The 17,931-nt window shown below is 59.4% G+C and carries 16 protein-coding genes; all 16 read right to left on the bottom strand.

The annotated features are described in order from the left end of the window. Positions 1-10: 10 nt before the first annotated feature. Positions 11-487, bottom strand: coding sequence for a flagellar motor switch protein FliN (fliN, locus tag IE111_RS08630; protein WP_189608164.1), 477 nt, complete (start codon positions 485-487; stop codon positions 11-13). Next, positions 480-1,568, bottom strand: a complete 1,089-nt coding sequence (gene fliM / locus IE111_RS08625; RefSeq protein ID WP_189608163.1) for a flagellar motor switch protein FliM — start codon at positions 1,566-1,568, stop codon at positions 480-482. The genes fliN and fliM overlap by 8 nt, the downstream gene beginning before the upstream one ends. An 8-nt stretch (positions 1,569-1,576) precedes the next feature. Further along, positions 1,577-2,101 (bottom strand): flagellar basal body-associated FliL family protein, encoded by a 525-nt coding sequence (locus IE111_RS08620; protein ID WP_189608162.1) that lies wholly within the window; start codon positions 2,099-2,101, stop codon positions 1,577-1,579. 114 nt (positions 2,102-2,215) lie between these two features. Next, the gene (locus IE111_RS08615; protein WP_189608161.1) at positions 2,216-3,613 is read right to left on the bottom strand and encodes a flagellar hook-length control protein FliK; all 1,398 of its coding nucleotides are present in this window, start codon (positions 3,611-3,613) and stop codon (positions 2,216-2,218) included. Between the two features lie 308 nt (positions 3,614-3,921). Next, positions 3,922-4,281, bottom strand: a complete 360-nt coding sequence (locus tag IE111_RS08610) for an Hpt domain-containing protein (protein WP_189608160.1) — start codon at positions 4,279-4,281, stop codon at positions 3,922-3,924. 73 nt (positions 4,282-4,354) lie between these two features. Next, positions 4,355-6,040: an ATP-binding SpoIIE family protein phosphatase gene (locus IE111_RS08605; RefSeq protein WP_229805295.1), complete on the bottom strand. Its 1,686-nt coding sequence runs from the start codon at positions 6,038-6,040 to the stop codon at positions 4,355-4,357. 20 nt (positions 6,041-6,060) lie between these two features. Next, on the bottom strand, positions 6,061-6,366 hold the full coding sequence (locus IE111_RS08600; RefSeq protein ID WP_189608159.1) for an STAS domain-containing protein: 306 nt from the start codon (positions 6,364-6,366) through the stop codon (positions 6,061-6,063). 184 nt (positions 6,367-6,550) lie between these two features. Next, the gene (gene fliJ / locus IE111_RS08595; RefSeq protein WP_189608158.1) at positions 6,551-6,997 is read right to left on the bottom strand and encodes a flagellar export protein FliJ; all 447 of its coding nucleotides are present in this window, start codon (positions 6,995-6,997) and stop codon (positions 6,551-6,553) included. Between the two features lie 5 nt (positions 6,998-7,002). Next, positions 7,003-8,412, bottom strand: a complete 1,410-nt coding sequence (gene fliI, locus IE111_RS08590) for a flagellar protein export ATPase FliI (protein ID WP_189608157.1) — start codon at positions 8,410-8,412, stop codon at positions 7,003-7,005. Further along, positions 8,396-9,562, bottom strand: coding sequence for a FliH/SctL family protein (locus IE111_RS08585; RefSeq protein WP_189608156.1), 1,167 nt, complete (start codon positions 9,560-9,562; stop codon positions 8,396-8,398). The genes fliI and IE111_RS08585 overlap by 17 nt, the downstream gene beginning before the upstream one ends. A gap of 24 nt (positions 9,563-9,586) precedes the next feature. After that, a complete protein-coding gene (gene fliG, locus IE111_RS08580) occupies positions 9,587-10,618 on the bottom strand; it encodes a flagellar motor switch protein FliG (protein ID WP_189608515.1) in 1,032 nt (343 codons plus the stop codon). 19 nt (positions 10,619-10,637) lie between these two features. Continuing rightward, the gene (fliF, locus tag IE111_RS08575; protein WP_229805293.1) at positions 10,638-12,413 is read right to left on the bottom strand and encodes a flagellar basal-body MS-ring/collar protein FliF; all 1,776 of its coding nucleotides are present in this window, start codon (positions 12,411-12,413) and stop codon (positions 10,638-10,640) included. Positions 12,414-12,441: 28 nt separating this feature from the next. Further along, entirely contained in the window at positions 12,442-12,927 is a 486-nt protein-coding gene (gene fliE, locus IE111_RS08570; RefSeq protein ID WP_189608155.1) for a flagellar hook-basal body complex protein FliE, read from the bottom strand. A 570-nt stretch (positions 12,928-13,497) separates the two neighbouring features. Next, complete coding sequence (locus IE111_RS08565) at positions 13,498-14,904, bottom strand: sigma-54-dependent transcriptional regulator (RefSeq protein ID WP_189608154.1); 1,407 nt, start codon at positions 14,902-14,904, stop codon at positions 13,498-13,500. 21 nt (positions 14,905-14,925) lie between these two features. Then, positions 14,926-16,128 carry a sensor histidine kinase gene (locus IE111_RS08560; RefSeq protein ID WP_189608153.1) on the bottom strand — a complete coding sequence of 401 codons (1,203 nt, stop codon included), beginning with the start codon at positions 16,126-16,128 and terminating at the stop codon, positions 14,926-14,928. A gap of 196 nt (positions 16,129-16,324) precedes the next feature. Beyond that, the gene (locus IE111_RS08555) at positions 16,325-17,782 is read right to left on the bottom strand and encodes a sigma-54 dependent transcriptional regulator (RefSeq protein ID WP_189608152.1); all 1,458 of its coding nucleotides are present in this window, start codon (positions 17,780-17,782) and stop codon (positions 16,325-16,327) included. Positions 17,783-17,931 lie beyond the last annotated feature (149 nt).

Below are 17,931 nucleotides of genomic sequence, written 5' to 3'. Positions count from 1 at the left end.
CAATGGGTCGCTATCTCAATCGCTGGATGCGTTCCTGCTGACTCACAACATCGGTCAGTCGAATGCCGAATTTTTCGTTAACCATCACCACCTCGCCATGGGCGATGAGGGTGCCATTGACCAGAACATCCAGGGGTTCACCGGCCAGGCGGTCGAGCTCGATCACGCTGCCCTGGTTCAATTGCAACAGGTTGCGAATCGGGATCTGGGTATTGCCCACTTCCATGGAAATGGTCACCGGGATGTCGAGAATAACATCCATGTTGGGTGTGTCGCCCTGGGAGTCGAAACCGCTCGGTCCGCCGAACTCTTCCAGTGGCGCACGCGCCGTATCGTCGGCGTCATCCTCATCGTCGCTTTCATCATCGCCGGACTCCGCCATGGCCGCGGCCCACTCTTCGGCCAGGGCTTCGTCGTCCTGTGAAGTCTCGGCATCCGTGGATGCGTTTTCGTTTTGCTCGTCTTCGGGGCGCTCGTTGTCACTCATTGTCCTGTTTCTCCTCTTTCTCTTGCTGGACCGCCTGACTAATCGCCTCGACGGCATGTTCTTCGCGCTTCTTACGGCGCTGGCCCAGCAAACGGGATTTCAGATCGCCCACTTCCCGGCCGTTCTTCTTCACCGGTTGGAGCACTTTCAATGCCAGGTTCTCGCCCGACTGACCCAGTTTGCATTCAAACAGGGGCACCTTGTTGGCTGTCAGGGTGATGGCTTCCGGCAACTCCACCGGAATAATGTCTCCGGGCTCGAGATCGACCAGATCGCGCAGCTTGATCTCGCGTTCCACCACCTTGGCGTTCACGGGCACCTTGGCGCGCAGGATATCGTGCCGCAGTGATTCGACCCAGCGATCGTCGATTTCGTCGACATCGCTCTGCACCCCGGCGTCGAGCACTTCACGCACCGGTTCGATCATCGAGTACGGCATGGTGACGTGCAGATCGCCGCCGCCACCATCCAGCTCGACATGAAAGGTGCTGACCACCACCACTTCGCTCGGCGAGACGATGTTGGCCATGGCCGGGTTGACTTCGCTGGAGACGTATTCGAAATCGACATCCAGTACCGCGCCCCAGGCCTCCTTCATGTCCTCGAACACCTGAGACAGCACCATTTGCACGACCCGAATCTCGGTCGGTGTGAATTCGCGGCCCTCGATCTTGGCGTGGCGTCCGTCGCCGCCGAAGAAATTATCGACCAACTTGAACACCAGTTTGGCGTCGAGGATGAACAGGGCCGTGCCGCGCAAAGGTCGAACTTTCACCAGGTTGAGACTGGTCGGGACATAGAGCGTGTGGACGTACTCGCCGAATTTCAGAATCTGGATGCCGCCGGTGGCCACATCGGCGCTGCGGCGCAGGAAATTGAACATGGAAATGCGGGTGTAACGGGCAAAACGCTCGTTGATCATTTCCAGGGTGGGCATGCGCCCGCGAACGATGCGATCCTGACTCGTCAGGTCATAGGATTTGACCCCGGTTTCGTCGCCGGAATCCTCCTCCTCGACAGCACCGTCATCGATCCCGTGAAGGAGCGCATCGATTTCGTCTTGTGACAGTAAGTCCTGCACGATTACACCTATTGCATCACGAAACTGCGGAACAGCACCGTTTCAATACCGGGGCGTCCGATTTTGTCCTGCATGATGGTTTGCACAGCCTGGGTCAGCTCACCGACCAGCTGTTCCTTTCCTTCGGCCGTTTGCAGGCTTTGATAATCCTGCTGCGCCAACACTTCGAGCAGCCGATCCCGAATCAGCGGCATATGGGCATTAGCGGCATCGATGGCCGCCCCGTCCCGCGTCATCAAACTCAGTTCTAGCTGCAGAAACCGTGTTCGCGCCCCGACAGTATAGTTGACGATGAAAGCGGGCTGCATGGCCAGGTACATGGCCGGCCCCTGGGGCGCCTCCTCGGCGGATTCTTCCGACATCTCCTCGTCTCCGGCCATCGAATCATCACCCCGGCTCAGAAAAAACAGGGTACCGCCGATGGACAGGGAGGCGATCAGGATACCGCCGCCCGCGATCATCACCATGCTCTTCAACTTGGAGCGGGCCGATTCCCCCGACTCGTTTTCGACCTGTTCGTCGTCTTCCGCCATGCCTGTCTTCCGTCGTTTGAATTCAGTACTGCAAAGGATGCGCCAGATTGTTCAGATTGAACAGCCGCGGTTCGCGTCGCTGACCCGCATACAGTCTAGCCAACCGGGATTCGATCAGACAAAATCGTCCACCAATCCCTGCCGCCATTGACGCAACGGCTCACCTCCTTCGTCGGCCAGGCCAGAGCCGGGCTCGCCGGATGAATCCCGACCGTCGCCATCTCCCGACTCATCGCCGTCGCTCTGGCCCCGGGACTCCTCGCGCACATCGAGATTGTCCAGCGACAGCCCCTGTTGCTCCAGGAATTCCCGCAACTTGGCGCTTTGGCTCTCCAAGGCTTCACGAACCTGCGGATTCTGCACCACGATCTGGACCTGGGTCTGGTCGTTCTGAACGGAGATTTTAATGTCCATCATGCCCAGCTCGGGCGGATCCAGCCGGATCGAGGCCTGCTTGATCTCACCGCGCGCCATCATCAACACCCGTTCGCCCAGTTGTCGGCCCATCTCATTGGCCATGACCGGTCGTTCCACCGCTCGCATCAGCCCCCGATCCACTCCGGTCAAATCCGGTTTCTGGGCCAACCCCTTGGCCTCCAGCACTGCGGTATCAGCCGCGTCCGAGAGCGAGGCCAGCTGCATGGGCGACTCCGACTCGGCTCCGGCTTTACGGGCAAAGGTCGCTCGCGCCATATCCAGCAGAGTGTTATTGAAGGATACGTCATTGGACGGCTGACTGGCACCGGTGGTCAGCAAGGCCAACTCCGGACGACTCATGTCCGGCGAAGACGGCAGACTGCCGTTGGTCGCGGAATTCAGTACTGTTTGCAGAGTCCGGGCGATAAATCGAGCCGGCGATGGCGGTTCTTTCGAATCACCCTCCGGTTTGCCTTCGCCCAGGCGGCGCATCTCGGCCGGGAACATATCGGCCAGCGACGCCAGCGGCGAAGGTCCACCATCCGGTGCGACGGTGGGAGCTTGTTCAGGATCGATCTCGGCCAGCCAACGGGACAACTCCTGATCCAGGTCGCCCAACAGCCGCGACAGGCCTTCGATCTGATTCAGAACCTCGGGGTCCATGGATTCCAGTTGTTCTGGGGTCATGGCGACTTCCGGCGGATTCTCGATCCAGTTTTTCAGCGCCTGCATCACCTGATCCACGCTTTGCTGGTCGAGCCCCAACTCCTGCTTCAGGAACTGGCTCAGCGGCCCTTCGCCATCGGCATTGGCTTCCTTGGCCAATAGCTGGTCAATAGTCTCGGTCAGATCTTCGAGGCGCAGCGAGAGATCGTCCAACAATTCAGTGGGCGAAACGTCCAGAGCGCTGTCGGCGCCCTCCCCTTGCCGCAAAAGCGGCAAGAACTGGCCCTTGGCGGTCTCGCTCCCGGCTTGCAACGGCAATGTCACCCCTTCCTTTACCGCCTCTCCGTCCGCCGACCGAGCCGCCAGGCTGTACTTCGACAGTATGGCGCCAAAGCCGCTTGGTGCGGACGTTTCAGAGGATTCGGACAAACGTCCCGGGGTTATGGTCGGGGTCGTTTCAACCGGAGATACGCTTTCCAAGCCGGGCAAGGACAACATCCACTCAGCCTCACAATTCATTGATGATGTGAGAGTCTCAGCAAATGGCAGGCCAATGTGGGAAGGCTTCTGTGAATAAAACGCAGATGGAATACAATCAGTAGGTTGGATTAGCCGAAGGCGTAATCCAACATCTCCAACCCGCGTGTAGATATGAGAGCCTCAAGAACTAACGTTGGATTACGCCTTCGGCTAATCCAATCTACAAACTGTGTCGGGTACGGACCACAGGCAACAGTTCACAAATAACGCTGACGAAACAGTGTGTCGACGACAGTCATTTCATGGTGGATGTTTTCCAGCAACTCCTTGGCGTAGACGATCCGTCCCTCTCGAGCATGGTCTTCCAGCTCCCGGCACAAAGCCGCCAACCGGGTTGCCCCGACATTCAGACTGCTGCCCTTGAAGCTGTGCGCCGCTCGCCGGATGTCCTCGGCCACGGTTGATTTTACCGTTTGCGCCAACTCGTCGTAGCGAACCTGGGCGTCCTTGAGGAAGGTTTCGACCAGATCGACGAAATCGTCCTCCAGCAGCGCTTCCAATTCGTTCAGGGTCGCTTCATCCAAATGATCCGACGGTTCCGGATTCTGTTCCGACATAAGAGTCCACTCCAAGATCCATCCACCAAATTCGCCTGTTGCTTCCCGACAGGTTCGTTTATTCAGGTACGCGTCAATTTTGCTTGGGCCAGCACACCGTGGCTTCCACGGTATTGCCCCGATCCCGGTATTCAAAGCGGTCGCACAGCTGGTGCACGAGCGTGATGCCGCGCCCACTGTAGGATTCGCCGTTCTCGTCGATGCCCGACACCATCCGTTGATGGTCGAAGCCGGGACCGCTGTCCGAGATCCGCAGGCTCAGTTCGCCGCCCTTGCCCACCGGCCGATGCCGGATGTGAAGGCTGATGCGGCCGTCGTCCAAGTCGTTCAGGCGGCGTTCGCGCTCCAAGTAGTAGGCGGCGAAACCCTGAGCATTGGTTTTCAACTGTGAATCCAGTCTCAGAATGCCATGATCGAGCGCATTATTGAACAGTTCGGCGAGCAGGGTGTACAACTGTCCGCTGAGACCGCGCAACCCTTCGACCTCCATGAGGATATTGAGCACTAATGGCAAGGGGTTGAAGGCTTTCAGGCTTTGATCGCGCAGTTCGAGCGACATTTCCCAGTCCATGGGGCCGCCGACGGTCCCCTTGCTGGTGTCGAACGTGGGCATGCCGATGTCGTCGATGTGGACCATCTTGGCGGTGCACAGGGTGATGTCGTCGTCGCGATTCCCCTTGCCGATGAACGCGTCGACGGCGGAAAGGATGTCGTCGAACAGGTCGTCGGGGTTGTCGGTTTCCTCGAACAGCTGCTCCAAACGGGCTTCACCGAACATTTCTCCCATCGGGTTGTGGCTTTCGATGATGCCGTCGGACCAGAGAAAGACCCGGTCGCCGACGTCCATGTTGTGATCGCTGGCGGTGGGATCGAATTCGTGAGGGTCGAGCACGCCGAGCGGCAGACTGGTGCTGGGAATCTTGACGAGATCGCCGGTCCGGTGGCGGACCAGGTAGACATCGGGGACGCCCCCGACCCAGATGCGGGCGGTCTTGTCGTAGAAATTCAGCTCGACCATGGCGCCGCAGCAGAAGACACCCACCGGCAGAATCTTGCGCAGCCGGCTGTTGATCTCCCGCAGGACTTCCTCCATCGAGAAGCCTTTCGACGTCATGCCGTAGAAGATTTCCGCCAGTGGCATGGCGCCGATGGCGGCCGGCAGGCCGTGGCCGGTGAAGTCGCCGAGAAAGAGCAACATGCCGCCGTCGGGTTTGCGTTCGGCGAGGACGGTGTCGCCGTTGAAAACAGCCAAAGGAGATAGGCTGTGGCGGATGTTGTCGAGGTTCAGGCAACCGGAGTGAGCCACGTTGTCGAACACGGTTTTGGCGACCTGCTGTTCGAGCAGCATCTGGCGGTTGTGCTCCTGAAGCTGCGCGTGCATCAGCCGCATCCGGCTGAACGCCTTGATCTTGGCCTTGAGAATAACCCGGTTGTAGGGCTTCGACATGAAGTCGTCGCCCCCGCTGTCCAGACATTCCGCCAGGGACTGGGCGTCCTGCAGGGACGTCAGGAAAATAATCGGCACCAGGTCGCCACCGGCGCGCTCCTTGATTTCCCGGCTGGCCTGCAACCCGTCCATGACGGGCATGAGCGCGTCCATCAGGATGATGTCGGGAGAATCCGCGAGAAAACGTTCGACGGCTTCGCGACCGTTGGCCGCTTCGATGACCCGGTGACCTTCCTGCTGGACGATCGCCCTCAGGATCATCCGGTCGGTTTCGTTGTCATCGGCAACCAGGATCTTGAGCGGCTCAGCCATCGGACGCGATTCGGGTGGGGTTATTCAATACGGAACAATTGTCCGAAATTGGAGATGGTCAGGATCTTGCGCACATCTTCGTTGCAATTCTTGATGCGGATGTCGGAATTGTCGCCGCCGGCGTGGTCACGCAACAGCAACAACATGCCCAGAGCCGAGCTGTCCAGGTAGGTCGCTTCCGCCATGTCGATGGTGTAGACCTTGATGTCCGGCGAGGCGTTCTCGTAGATCTGGCGGAATTCCTGATGGGAACTGAAGTCGAAGCGACCCGTGATCTTGATGGTCATGGCCGTGCCGTTATCGCTGGGAATTGCAGAGACGGTCATACGCTGTCCTCAATCGTTCTAAAGCGTCACTGGGGTCACCGGGCCAACAGACAATCGCCCACGGCCGGACGGTTTCCCTTTCAGTGTAGATACAAATTAACAGGCTGCCAGTCACCGACGGCCGTTCGAACTCGTCACTTTACTGTCAGCCCCGGGGTCGGCGCAACTATTGTTCGAGCGGTTCTCACGACTGGGAACGCTGCATCATTTGGCTGACCATTTCGTCCAGGGCTTTCTGCTCCTGTCGGTCGGCCTCGATGAATTCTTCCAGGCTGATTTTCTCGATCAACTGGGACAGGCTGCGGCGACGTTGGTACAGCGACTGCCAATGCTGCAGCAACTGCTGCTCCTGTTGCTGCCAGCGCTGGATGACGCCTTCCTGCTGCTGTATGACATTGCCGAGCTGGTCGATGAACCCCTGGGTACGCCGCCACTGCAGGATCGACATCCCCTCGCCGCCCTGCTGCTCGAGGTACCCCTGGTATTCGCGTCGATAACCGAACAGTTCATCCAGTTGCTGACGTTCCTGTTCGATGCGCTGACGGGTTTGCGCAAGCGCCTGGGCGGCCTGATCCTCGCGCTGGCGCGCCAGGCGCTCGATCAGTTGCATGCGTTCGGAGCGTTTCGCCATTCAGTTCACCCCTGCTGGTTACCGGCCCGCGCACCGGGCTTGGCCAGCGGCCGGCCCTTGCGCATGCCGGCCTGTGGCGTTCGGGGCGGTTGCTGGGCGGGTACCAGTTGTTGCATTTGCTGGGTACTGAGCTCATAGGGAATCCGCTCATTCAAGCCCTGCTGCAGAAAATCCCGAATCGCTGGAAACAACTGAATGGCCTGGTCGATGTCCTTGTCGGAACCGGCGGTGTAGGCGCCAATGGAAATCAGATCCCGGTTCTGGTGGTAGCGTGACCAGACCTGCTTGATCTTCTGCGATAACTTCATGTGCGACTCCGGCACCACCTGCGGCATGGCGCGACTGATGCTTTGCTCGATGTCGATGGCCGGGTAATGCCCTTCCTCGGCCAGTCGCCGGTTGAGCACGAAGTGGCCGTCCAGAATGGCGCGGGACGAGTCCGCCACCGGATCCTGCTGGTCATCGCCCTCGGTCAGTACCGTATAAAAGGCGGTGATGGAACCGCCACCGGCTTCGGCGTTACCGGCCCGCTCCACCAATTGCGGAATGCGTGCAAATACCGAGGGCGGATAGCCCTTGGTCGCCGGCGGTTCGCCGATGGCCAACGCGATTTCCCGCTGCGCCTGGGCATAGCGGGTGAGCGAGTCCATCAACATCAGTACATTCTTGCCCTGAGCGCGGAAGTATTCGGCGATGCTGGTCGTGTATTGCGCGGCTCGCAGGCGCAGCAGCGGTGCGTCGTCCGCCGGTGAAGCCACGACGACGGACCGGGAAAGCCCCTCCTCACCGAGGATGTCCTCGATGAATTCCTTGACCTCCCGGCCGCGTTCGCCGATCAGGCCAACGATAATAATGTCCGCTGTGGTGAATCGGGTCATCATACCGAGCAGCATCGATTTACCGACGCCGGAGCCGGCGAACAGACCCAAACGCTGGCCTCGTCCGACCGTCAATAACGCGTTGATGGCGCGAATGCCGACATCCAGCGGCTCACGGATCGGCTGTCGGTGCAGCGGATTGATGATGGTGCCGTTCAGGCTCTGCTGAACCCGGCAACTGAGTGGACCCTTGCCATCGATGGGCTCGCCGAAACCGTTGACCACCCGGCCCAGCAGTTCGTCGCCGATCACCAGTTCGCTGGCGGTTTCAAGCGGCACCACCCGGGCCCCGGCGCGGAGCCCGCTGAACGGTTGCACCGGCATCAGAAAGGCTTTGTCGTCCTGAAAGCCCACCACTTCGGCTTCGACGGTGTTTTGACGGTCGATCACCAGACACCGCTCACCCACCGTGGCATTGAGACCGATCGCCTCGAGCGTCAGCCCGACCATGCGCGTCAGACGGCCCTCGACGATGATCGGCGAACGCTCGGGAATCCAGCGCTCATTGTCGCGCAGAAAATCAGCGAGGTGGCTCATCGGGCGGCTCCGGGTCGGTCGGTGGCTCGGGTTCATTGTCCGCTTCCGGCGGCGCATTCGTTACGGGTTCGGGTTCGGGTTCGGGAACTGCCTCGTCGTTGTCCGGAATGGATTCGGAATCGGGAGACTCCGTCGGGTTTTCGTCCAGTGCCGGGGCGCCGTACTCGTTGTCGGTGTCCGCCGTCGGGCTTGTGGAGCCCACCTGCGATGTATCGACCTCGTGATCCGGCTCCGACGCATTGCTCTGCAGGTGCTCGGTGTCTTTGGACTCGGGCTCTTCAGGCACCGGCTCCGGGTCCGAATGAACATCCTCGGCCGGCGGCGGTTGCGGCGGCTCTGCGGCCGGCAACGGCCAGGGCTGCTCCAGCTCGGTTAGACGTTCGGACAGCCCCAGATGCGCCAGCAGATTGGCCACCTGCTGGCGATAACGGTGCTCCAGAGTGTAGTCGATGTAACTGAATCGCGTTCGCACGACACAGCCACCGCGGGTGATGGCGTCATCGGGCTCCAGCGTCCAGTGGCTTTCGGCCACGCGGGACACCAGGGCTTCGTCGGCGGGGTTCATTTCGATGATCAGCCGCTCGTCGGCATTGGGCAGCGCCTGCACCGCGGCATGGGCCAGACTGGCGATGTGATCCGGTTTCAGCGAGAGTTCCGCGTCGATGACGTTGCGCGCGATGCGGGTGGCCAGAACGACCAGACCGTCCTTAAGCGCCGCTTCCTGCTCCGGGAGCGCCGACTGCAACTCTTCAAGCACAGTCGCCAACGGTTTGAGCTCGGCTTCAATGCGTTCGTCCTCGGCGGCTCGCGCCGCCTCGAAGCCCGCCTTTTCACCCGTCTCGCGGCCCTGGGCTTCGCCGGCCTGATAGCCCTTCTGCTGCCCCTGTTTGTGGCCGTCGGCCTGCCCCTGGCGCATGCCCTGCTCGTAGCCGGATTCGAAGCCTTCGTTATAGGCGTCCTCGTGAATCCGCCGGATGTCCTCGGCGGTCGGCAGTTGGACATCCGCTTCCTCGATGTCTTCGCTGGCCACTGACTGACGCGGTTCGGATACGGGATTACCCTGGCTGTCCCAGCGCGGCAGCCGATAGGTTTCGACATCGGCATCAGCCGAAGGCCGGTTGCGATGGTTCGATTTCGGGTTCGACGACATGGAGTCCACTCAGTCGAGCGCCGGCTAAACCATGGCGTCGCCGGCGGAACCGCCCAACACGATCTCGCCGACATCGGCCATGCGCCGGGCGATGTTGAGAATCTCTTTCTGTGCCATTTCCACGTCGGTGATGCGCACCGGGCCCATGGCTTCCATATCGTCCTTGAGGATTTCGGACGCCCGCTTCGACATGTTGCCCAGGATCTTTTCCTGAACCGCCGGATCCGAGCCGCGCAACGCCACCTTGAGTGTATCGGTCGGCACTTCGCGCAGCAGGGTCTGAATGCCGCGATCGTCGATATCGGCCAGGTTGTCGAACACGAACATGAGGTCGGCGATCTCGGAGGCCAGGTCTTCGTCGACCTCCTTGATGCCGTCCATGATTTCCGCTTCGACGCCGGATTCGAGGAAGTTCATGATTTCGGCGGCCGTCTTCACGCCGCCCAGCGACTGCGACTGAGCGCCGGCGCTTGAGGAGAATTGTTTTTCCAAGATGGAATTCAACTCCGACAGGGCGGCCGGCTGCACGGTTTCGAGCGCAGCCACCCGCATGATGATGTCCAGCCGAACCTTTTCCGTGAACTGGGCCAGGATTTCGGACGACTGGTCCGGATCCAGATAGGCGATCACGATGGCCTGGATCTGGGGGTGTTCGTTGCGAATGATGTCCGCCACAGCGCGCGGCTCCATCCACTTGAGGGTATCGAGACCCGTGGTGTTGCCGCCGAGCAGAATGCGGTCGATCAGGCCAGTGGCCTTGTCCGCCCCCAGGGCCTGCGTCAGCATGTTGCGAATGTAGTCGCTGGCGCCGATACCCAGACTGGTTTGGCCACCGACCTCTTCGAGGAAAAGGCGCACGGCGCCTTCCAACTGGTCCTGACGGACTTCGGCCAGACCCGACATGGCGGTACCGACGCGCTGGACTTCTTTCGGCCCCAGGTGTTTGAGCACCTCGGCGGCATCCGCCTCACCGACGCTCATCAGCAATATGGCGGCGCGATTGACCCAGGATATACCGTCAAGCGCGCGTTCGGCGCCTTCCACGTCCTGAGGCATGGGCAGGTTGCGATTCTGTTCAGTCATTACTCATCACCCAGCGTTTGAGGACCAGGGCCACCCGGCCCGGGTCTTCAGCGATCAGGCCGCGCAGGGCATCCAACTGGCGTTCGAAACTCTCGGACGGTCCGGGCAGCTGGTATTCCTCCACGGTACTCAGGGTCACTTTGTCATCGGTGATGGCGTCTTCATCGACATCCAGCGAGGCCAAGGCATCTTCCTCCGATTCCTGCTCTTCGGCGCCTCGGCTCAACAGGTTGCGCAAAGCCGGACGCAGGACTCCAAACACCAATACTAGTACAAAAAGTCCGGCCAGGATTTGTTTGGCGATGTTCCAGAACCAGGGCTGGGTGTACCAGGCCGGCTCTTCCATCGGCGCGTCGTCCGCGCGGAACGTAGAGTTGACAACGTTGATGCTGTCCCCCCGACTGGGATCGTAGCCGACGGCGTCCTGCACCAGCAAGCGCATGCGCTGCAAGTCTTCTTCGGACCACTCTTCGGTTTCCACCTCGCCGGTTTCCGGGTTCGTTTGCGACAGGTTGTCGACCACGACGGCCACGGTCAGGCGGCGCAAACGGCCTTGTTGGAACTGAGTGTAACTGAGCGTTCGGTCAACCTCGTAATTGCGCGTCGCCTCACTACGGGACGTCGTCGGCGGCTGGTTTTGCTGACCGCCCTCTGCAGCCGCTTCTTCCGGTGCTTCCGCGGCACCCGGCGGTTGATTGGTCAACGCCCCCGGAACACCGCCTTCGGCTTCACCGACGCGCTCTTCGTTGATCGTCTGTTCGCTGCGCAGGGCAATCAGGTCCGGATTGTAGAGTTCTTCGGCCTGTTCGACCTTGGTGAAATCAACATCCGCCGACACCTCGGCGCGGAAGTTATCCGTACCGACCACCGGACTCAGAATGGAATTGATGCGATTAACCAGGTTTTGCTCGACACGTTGCGTGTATTCAAACTGGCGATTGGTCAGTTCCTCTTCGGGGTTTTCCGTCTGGTCGGACAGTAAACGTCCACGCTGATCGACGATCGACACATTCTCCGGCGACAATTCGGGAATGGACGACGCCACCAGATTGCGAATGGCCTTGACGGAATCCGGATCCATCTCCGCGCCGGCAAACAAATCGACGAACACCGAGGCACCCGGTTCGCGACGATCGCGAACAAAGACGGACCGCTCCGGAATCGCCAGATGCACCCGAGCCGTCCGCACCTGATTCACCGACGACACCGTACGCGCCAGCTCCCCTTCGAGACTGCGCAAATAGCGGGCGTTCTCCATGAACTGGGACGTCCCCAGCGGCTGGTCCTGATCGAGCAGTTCATAACCGACGGTCTGATCGTCGGACAAACCGGCCCCGGCAATCGCCAGCCGGGCCTGGTGCAGGTCGCTTTGCCGAACCAGTACCACACCGCTGGCCGGATCGATGTCGAAATCGATGCGATTGGCCTGCAATACCTCGATCACCTCGTTGGCGCTATAGGAATTCGCACTGTTCATCAACGGACGATAGGTTTCTTTTTGCGACCAGAGCACCACAGCCAAACCGAGCGCGATACTGGCCGCCAGCCCGATCAACAAACCGAACTGACGCATCATGGTCAGCTTGTTGAAGCCGACCGTCAGTGGGTGCAAACGGCTCAACCCGCTCTCTTCTTTTTCCACCATATCCGCCCGTTCGGTCGCGGCGACATCGCGCCCTTCCCGTTCGGTCGACGGTAACGATGAACCTCTTTGTCCGGCGGCGCCGCCCTGGCCCTGGCCCGTGGCGGCGGGTACGTTTTCAGTCATGCGGTATCCCGTTCAGCGCGACGGCCGATCATATCGGCATGTTCATGATTTCTTTATAAGCCTCGACCATCTTGTTGCGAACCTGGGTCATGGCCTGAAAGGAGACACTGGATTTCTGCAGTGCGATCATCACCTCGGGTAAATCCACCTTTGGGTCACCCATCTCATAGCGAGTAGCCAATTCACTGGCCGCCTGCTGATTCTCGTTCACGGTGTTGAAAGCCGATTCGAACATATCGCCAAAGGAAGGGACTTCCTGATTCGGCGGTGTGTTCTGCATTTCATTCACGTTACCGGGAGACTGAACGCTTTGAGTCTCCCGCGATGGATCGGTGCCCTGAACCGACTCCCGCGCCTGTTGAATCTGCTGCGCGAAATTCGATCCGTTAACCTGACCCGGCTGATTGATATTATTGACGTTGCCGGAGGGAGCGCCGGGTTGGTTGGTCTGCATCTGCTCACGGATGTTCCGCATCTGACCCAGCACGTTTTGGATGTCGAGACGGTCGGCCATGATCTTCTCCCCTTGATCGCTCGTCTTATGTGACGAGTGTCAAAATTTCCGCTTGATTCAGTTCGTCGGGGCGGTTTCCGAAGCTGGAGCGACAAGAAATCGGCGCCTGGGTCGGAATTCCCCTCTTGTTGAGGGTTACTGAGCAAATGATGGGCCAATGTTTGCCGGTGGTAAGGTTTGGCCGGTGGGGGTGGTTTGTTTTTGAGGTTTGTTACGTGTTTGTGGAATAGCATATGAGGATGGGTGAAAGTGGGCTTCGCCCACCTGGCAGATAACGCCCTTCGGGCTCTTCTGCCCTACAAGGATTTAATGGTTATTCAATTACCGAGCTGAGCGCCTGAGGTGGGGGTAGCCCCGCAAGGGGATGTCCGCAGCAGGGACTAAAACGCCCGGAGCGTTTTTGCACGAGCGCAGCGAGCCCGAAGGGTGAATCCCATGGATGGGATTCATATCCTGCGGTCAAGCTTACAGGGAGGTATACACAGCGACCCCTGGCGGGGCTACCCCTGCCTCAGGGGCGAATTCCCGGCATCACATACTACCGTGCCACATCCAAAACCAACCACGGACCTAACGAATCCCCGCGATCGCTCCGTCGACATCCATCCCCATCTCCCGCATGCGGGCGAGTTTGTAACGCAAGGTTCGGGCACTGATACCGAGCTTTTCGGCGGCTTTATTTTTGCGGCCCTGAGTGACCCGCAAGGCATTCAGGATGAGCTCGAATTCCCGGTGCTTGAGATCACGATGAATGCCATCGTTAGCCTCAGACTCTGCTTCATCCAGCTCGGCCGGTTCCTCGACATTGATCATCGGCTGAGAGGCCGGAGCCGGTCGGCGGGATTCGAAGTCGATCAGATGCTCGCCTTCCAGACCAAGATCCTGAGCGGTGACACGCTGCCCGCTTTGCAGAATCAACGCCCGCTGCAACGCATTGTCCAGCTCGCGGATGTTGCCCGGCCAGCCGTAACTCAAAATACGTTCGCGTGCGGACTCATCAAGGCTGACACCGCTCTTGTGCATCTTGGTGGCGTGTTTCGCCAGCAGATGATTGGCAAGCGGAATCAGATCGCCGGGGCGATGACGCAACGGCTGCCATTGCAACGGGAAAACATTGAGGCGGTAATACAAATCTTCGCGGAAACGACCTTCGCGTACTTCGCTGAGCAAATCGCGATTGGTGGTGGCCAGTACTCGAACGTCCAGCGTGATGGTTTTGCGCCCGCCGATGCGCTCCACCTCACGTTCCTGCAACACCCGCAGCAGTTTTGCCTGCAACCCGAGATCCATTTCGGAAATCTCATCCAGCAAAATCGTGCCGCCATTGGCCTGTTCGAATTTGCCGGGCTGGCTTTGAACGGCCCCGGTGAAGGCGCCCTTCTCGTGACCAAACAGGGTTGCTTCGAGCATGTTTTCCGGAATGGCGGCACAGTTGATGGCCACGAAAGGCTCACCGGCCCGGACTGAACTCTGGTGAATGTAGCGCGCCAGAACCTCCTTACCGGTACCGCTTTCGCCACTGATGAGAATCGTACTGTCGGTCATTGCGACCTTGCGCGCCAATTGCAACACTTGCTGGCTGGCCGGCTCAACGGCAATCGGTTCATCCTGATCGGCGACCCGGGGTTGACCATGTTGTTCGATCAATTCAATCAACTGATACGGCTCGAACGGCTTGACCAGGTAATCAACAGCACCGTTCTGCATGGCGGATACGGCCTTGTCGACGGCGGCGTAGGCGGTAACCAGCAAGATGGGAATCTGCGGTTTGTGGACGCGGACATAGTCCAGCAATTCATGTCCGTCCATGCCGGGCATGTTGACGTCGCTGACGATGAAATCCACCGGGGTGTCGGCCAGACGGGCGACGGCGGCTTCGCCGCAATCGGCTTCGATGACGCTGAAATCGGACAGCTTCAGGGTGTCGGCCACCGCTTCACGCAGGCTGGCATCATCTTCAACTATCAATACACGCATGCTTGTCTCCTCATGCCGGGATCAGCCCCTGAGGGGCAGCATCAATCTTATCGTCGTCCCATGACCGGGCCGACTGTCGATTTGGAATTCGCCCTGGTGGGCTCGGACTATGGCCATGACGACCGGAATACCCAGGCCGGTACCATGACTCTTGGTGGTGAAAAACGGTTCCTGAATCTGACGTAAAGTAGCCTCATCCATACCGGGGCCGTTGTCGGACACGTCCAGCCGAAGTTGGCTGCCCTCACGAGCGGCTTCAATGCGAATCCGCGGCTCCACCGGAATCGCTTCGAAGGCATTGTTGACCAGATTGCACAGAGCGCTGATCAGGGCATCCTGTTGGCACTGGATTTCACCGCCCTCGCTGTTATCAACCCACTCGACGCTGTCCGGAAATTGCTGCAGTTTCAGCGACAGATTATCCGCCATCGCCTGATACAAATCCGGGACCGTCATGCGGTGGATGAGCTTGCACTCGCCCTTAACGAAAATCAGCATGTCCTGCACCTGCTGTTCGAGGTGATGCAGGCGGCCGATCAGCTTATCGACGAACTGCTCGCGAACCGGCTGGCTGACTTTGGGGTTTTTCAGGTTGGAGGCATACAGCATCGCCGCCGATAGCGGTGTACGTATTTGATGCGCCAGCGATGCGACCATGCGTCCCATGGCGGTCAGGCGTTCATGACGCGACAGCTGAGCTTGCAGAGCCCGGGTTTCGGTCTGATCGGAGAGCAGGATCAGTTGACCCGCGTTATCCAGGGCGCAGGTTTCAATGCTGACCAGGCGGCCATCGACCAGGGAGATTTCATGGCCGTCATTCTGACGTGGCTTGAAGGCATGACGAATGATGCGCACCCAGGCTTCACCGACCAGATCCGGTATCGCCTCGCTGCCGAGCAGCGACTGCGCCGCCGGGTTCACGCGCCGGATAATACCGGTGTTGTCGACTACCACGACACCCGCCGGCAACAGGTTCAACAGACTTTCCAACTGGTCCGCCAGCCGCTCCTTCTCCGACAACTCCCGCATGCGCTGTTCACTGACCGTGGCCAATTCGCCACTGAGTTCCAGCACTCGGCTTTCCAGCATCTGGTAACTTTCCGTCAGCTGTTCGGACACCTGACTGAAGGTGTGAAACGCTTGCTGGAGATCCTCCAGGGATCGATCGGACACGTTCCCGGGTGTATCGGTCGGAACCAGACTGTCAAATTTCGGCGCCGCCATTCAGACTCCCACTGACCATTTATTGGCACTTTGGGGAGGATTTGCAAGAGGGATGCCAGGTGGAAGAGTCGACGGGTAGGTAGGGTATATTTGTTGGATTACGCTCCTTCGGAGCTAATCCAACCTACTTGAAGGGTGCCGACATCCTGTAGGTTGGATTAGCGCAGCGTAATCCAACAAACAAGCCACCCCACCGTCAGCTAACGGCTTCGCGCTTGTTGATTTTGTACTTGCGCATTTTCTCGACAAGCGTCGTCCGGCGGATGTGCAGTTTTTCCGCCGCGCGGGCCACCACGCCCTGGGCATCATCCAACGCCTGCTGGATCAGGCTTTTTTCCAGGTCGGTCAGATATTCCTTCAAATCCAGGCCGTTCACCGGCAACAGCGCCTGCTGATCCTGCGGGAAGGCGGGCATGTTGTCCTGCATCGGCATGGACGGCACCTGAGTCGGCATCAGGCTTTCATCGTCGTCATCGACATGACGATACTTCAGCGGCAGTTCCTGTACGCCGATCACGCCGTAGGGATGCATGATCGCCAAACGCTCGACCAGATTGGCCATTTCCCGAACATTGCCCGGCCAGTCGTGTCGCACCAGGGACATGATGGCCCCCGAGTTGAACCGGATCGAGCCGCGTTTCTCGTTCTCGAGCCGGGCGATCAATTCATTCAGCAACAGCGGGATATCCTCGGCGCGCTCGCGCAGCGGTGGCATTTCAATGGGAAATACATTGAGGCGATAGTAGAGATCTTCCCGGAAGGTGCCGTCTTCGATCATCTGCTCCAGGTTGCGGTGAGTGGCGGCGATGACGCGGAGGTCGCAGGTAAAGGTCTTGTTGCCACCGACCCGCTCAAACGTCCGCTCCTGTAAAACCCGCAACAACTTGACCTGCATGGCCAGCGGTAGATCGCCGATCTCGTCCAGAAACAGCGTGCCGCCTTCGGCCATCTCGAATCGTCCCGCCCGGGCGGTGATCGCCCCGGTGAAGGCGCCCTTCTCGTGCCCGAACAGTTCACTCTCGATCAACTCACCCGGAATGGCACCGCAATTGACCGGCACAAACGGCTTGTGGCGTCGGTGCGAGTTGTAATGCAGGTTTCGGGCGACCACCTCTTTACCGGTGCCGCTCTCCCCCTGGATCAATACGGTGACTTCTTTGTCCGCCACCTGAGTCATCATCTCGCGCACTTGCTGTACACCCCGGCTGCTGCCCACCAGCGACCGGAAGAGGTTCACTTCGCGACGCTGGCCACGACCGCGGGTGAGATCAAACTGCTCGCGGTACATCTGGGCGCGGTGAAGCGTATCGAGCAGCTTGTTGTAGGTGAGCGGCAGCGCCAGTTTGGCGATGATCTGACGACGGAACTCGTCGTCGAGCAGTTCCGCATCGGGGTGTTCGTCGAGCAGGATGATGGGTAGCCCCTCGTCCCAGTCGACCACCGATTGCACCATCCGCGCCAGCGAGGGTTCTGTGTTGCCGATCAGCACAGCCACCAGCTCTCCGGGGCTCTCCACTTCCTGCTCCGCCTGTGATCGCCAGTCGGTACTGGACAAATTAACGCTGACTTCGCCCAGAAAATCGAGAATGACCTTGAATTCACGACGACGTTGCTCATCGTCTTCAATCAACAGGAGCTTGATCTCACGCCACATTGCGTACATTTCCTCACAAAAATTCGGGATGGCTGTCACAGGCGCCGTGTGCACCCGTCAGCAAATTGACTGGCCTTTACAAAGTAAAGACGTACGAAGCCACCCTGTCAAACCGATGACTCTTTCGGAAAAAAGTGCGTCAGGAATGC

The organism is Saccharospirillum salsuginis (assembly GCF_014651855.1).
GTDB classification, from domain to species: domain Bacteria; phylum Pseudomonadota; class Gammaproteobacteria; order Pseudomonadales; family Natronospirillaceae; genus Saccharospirillum; species Saccharospirillum salsuginis.
The sequence above is the reverse complement of the archived record's forward strand: the minus strand, read 5'-3'. Positions and strand labels throughout refer to the sequence as shown.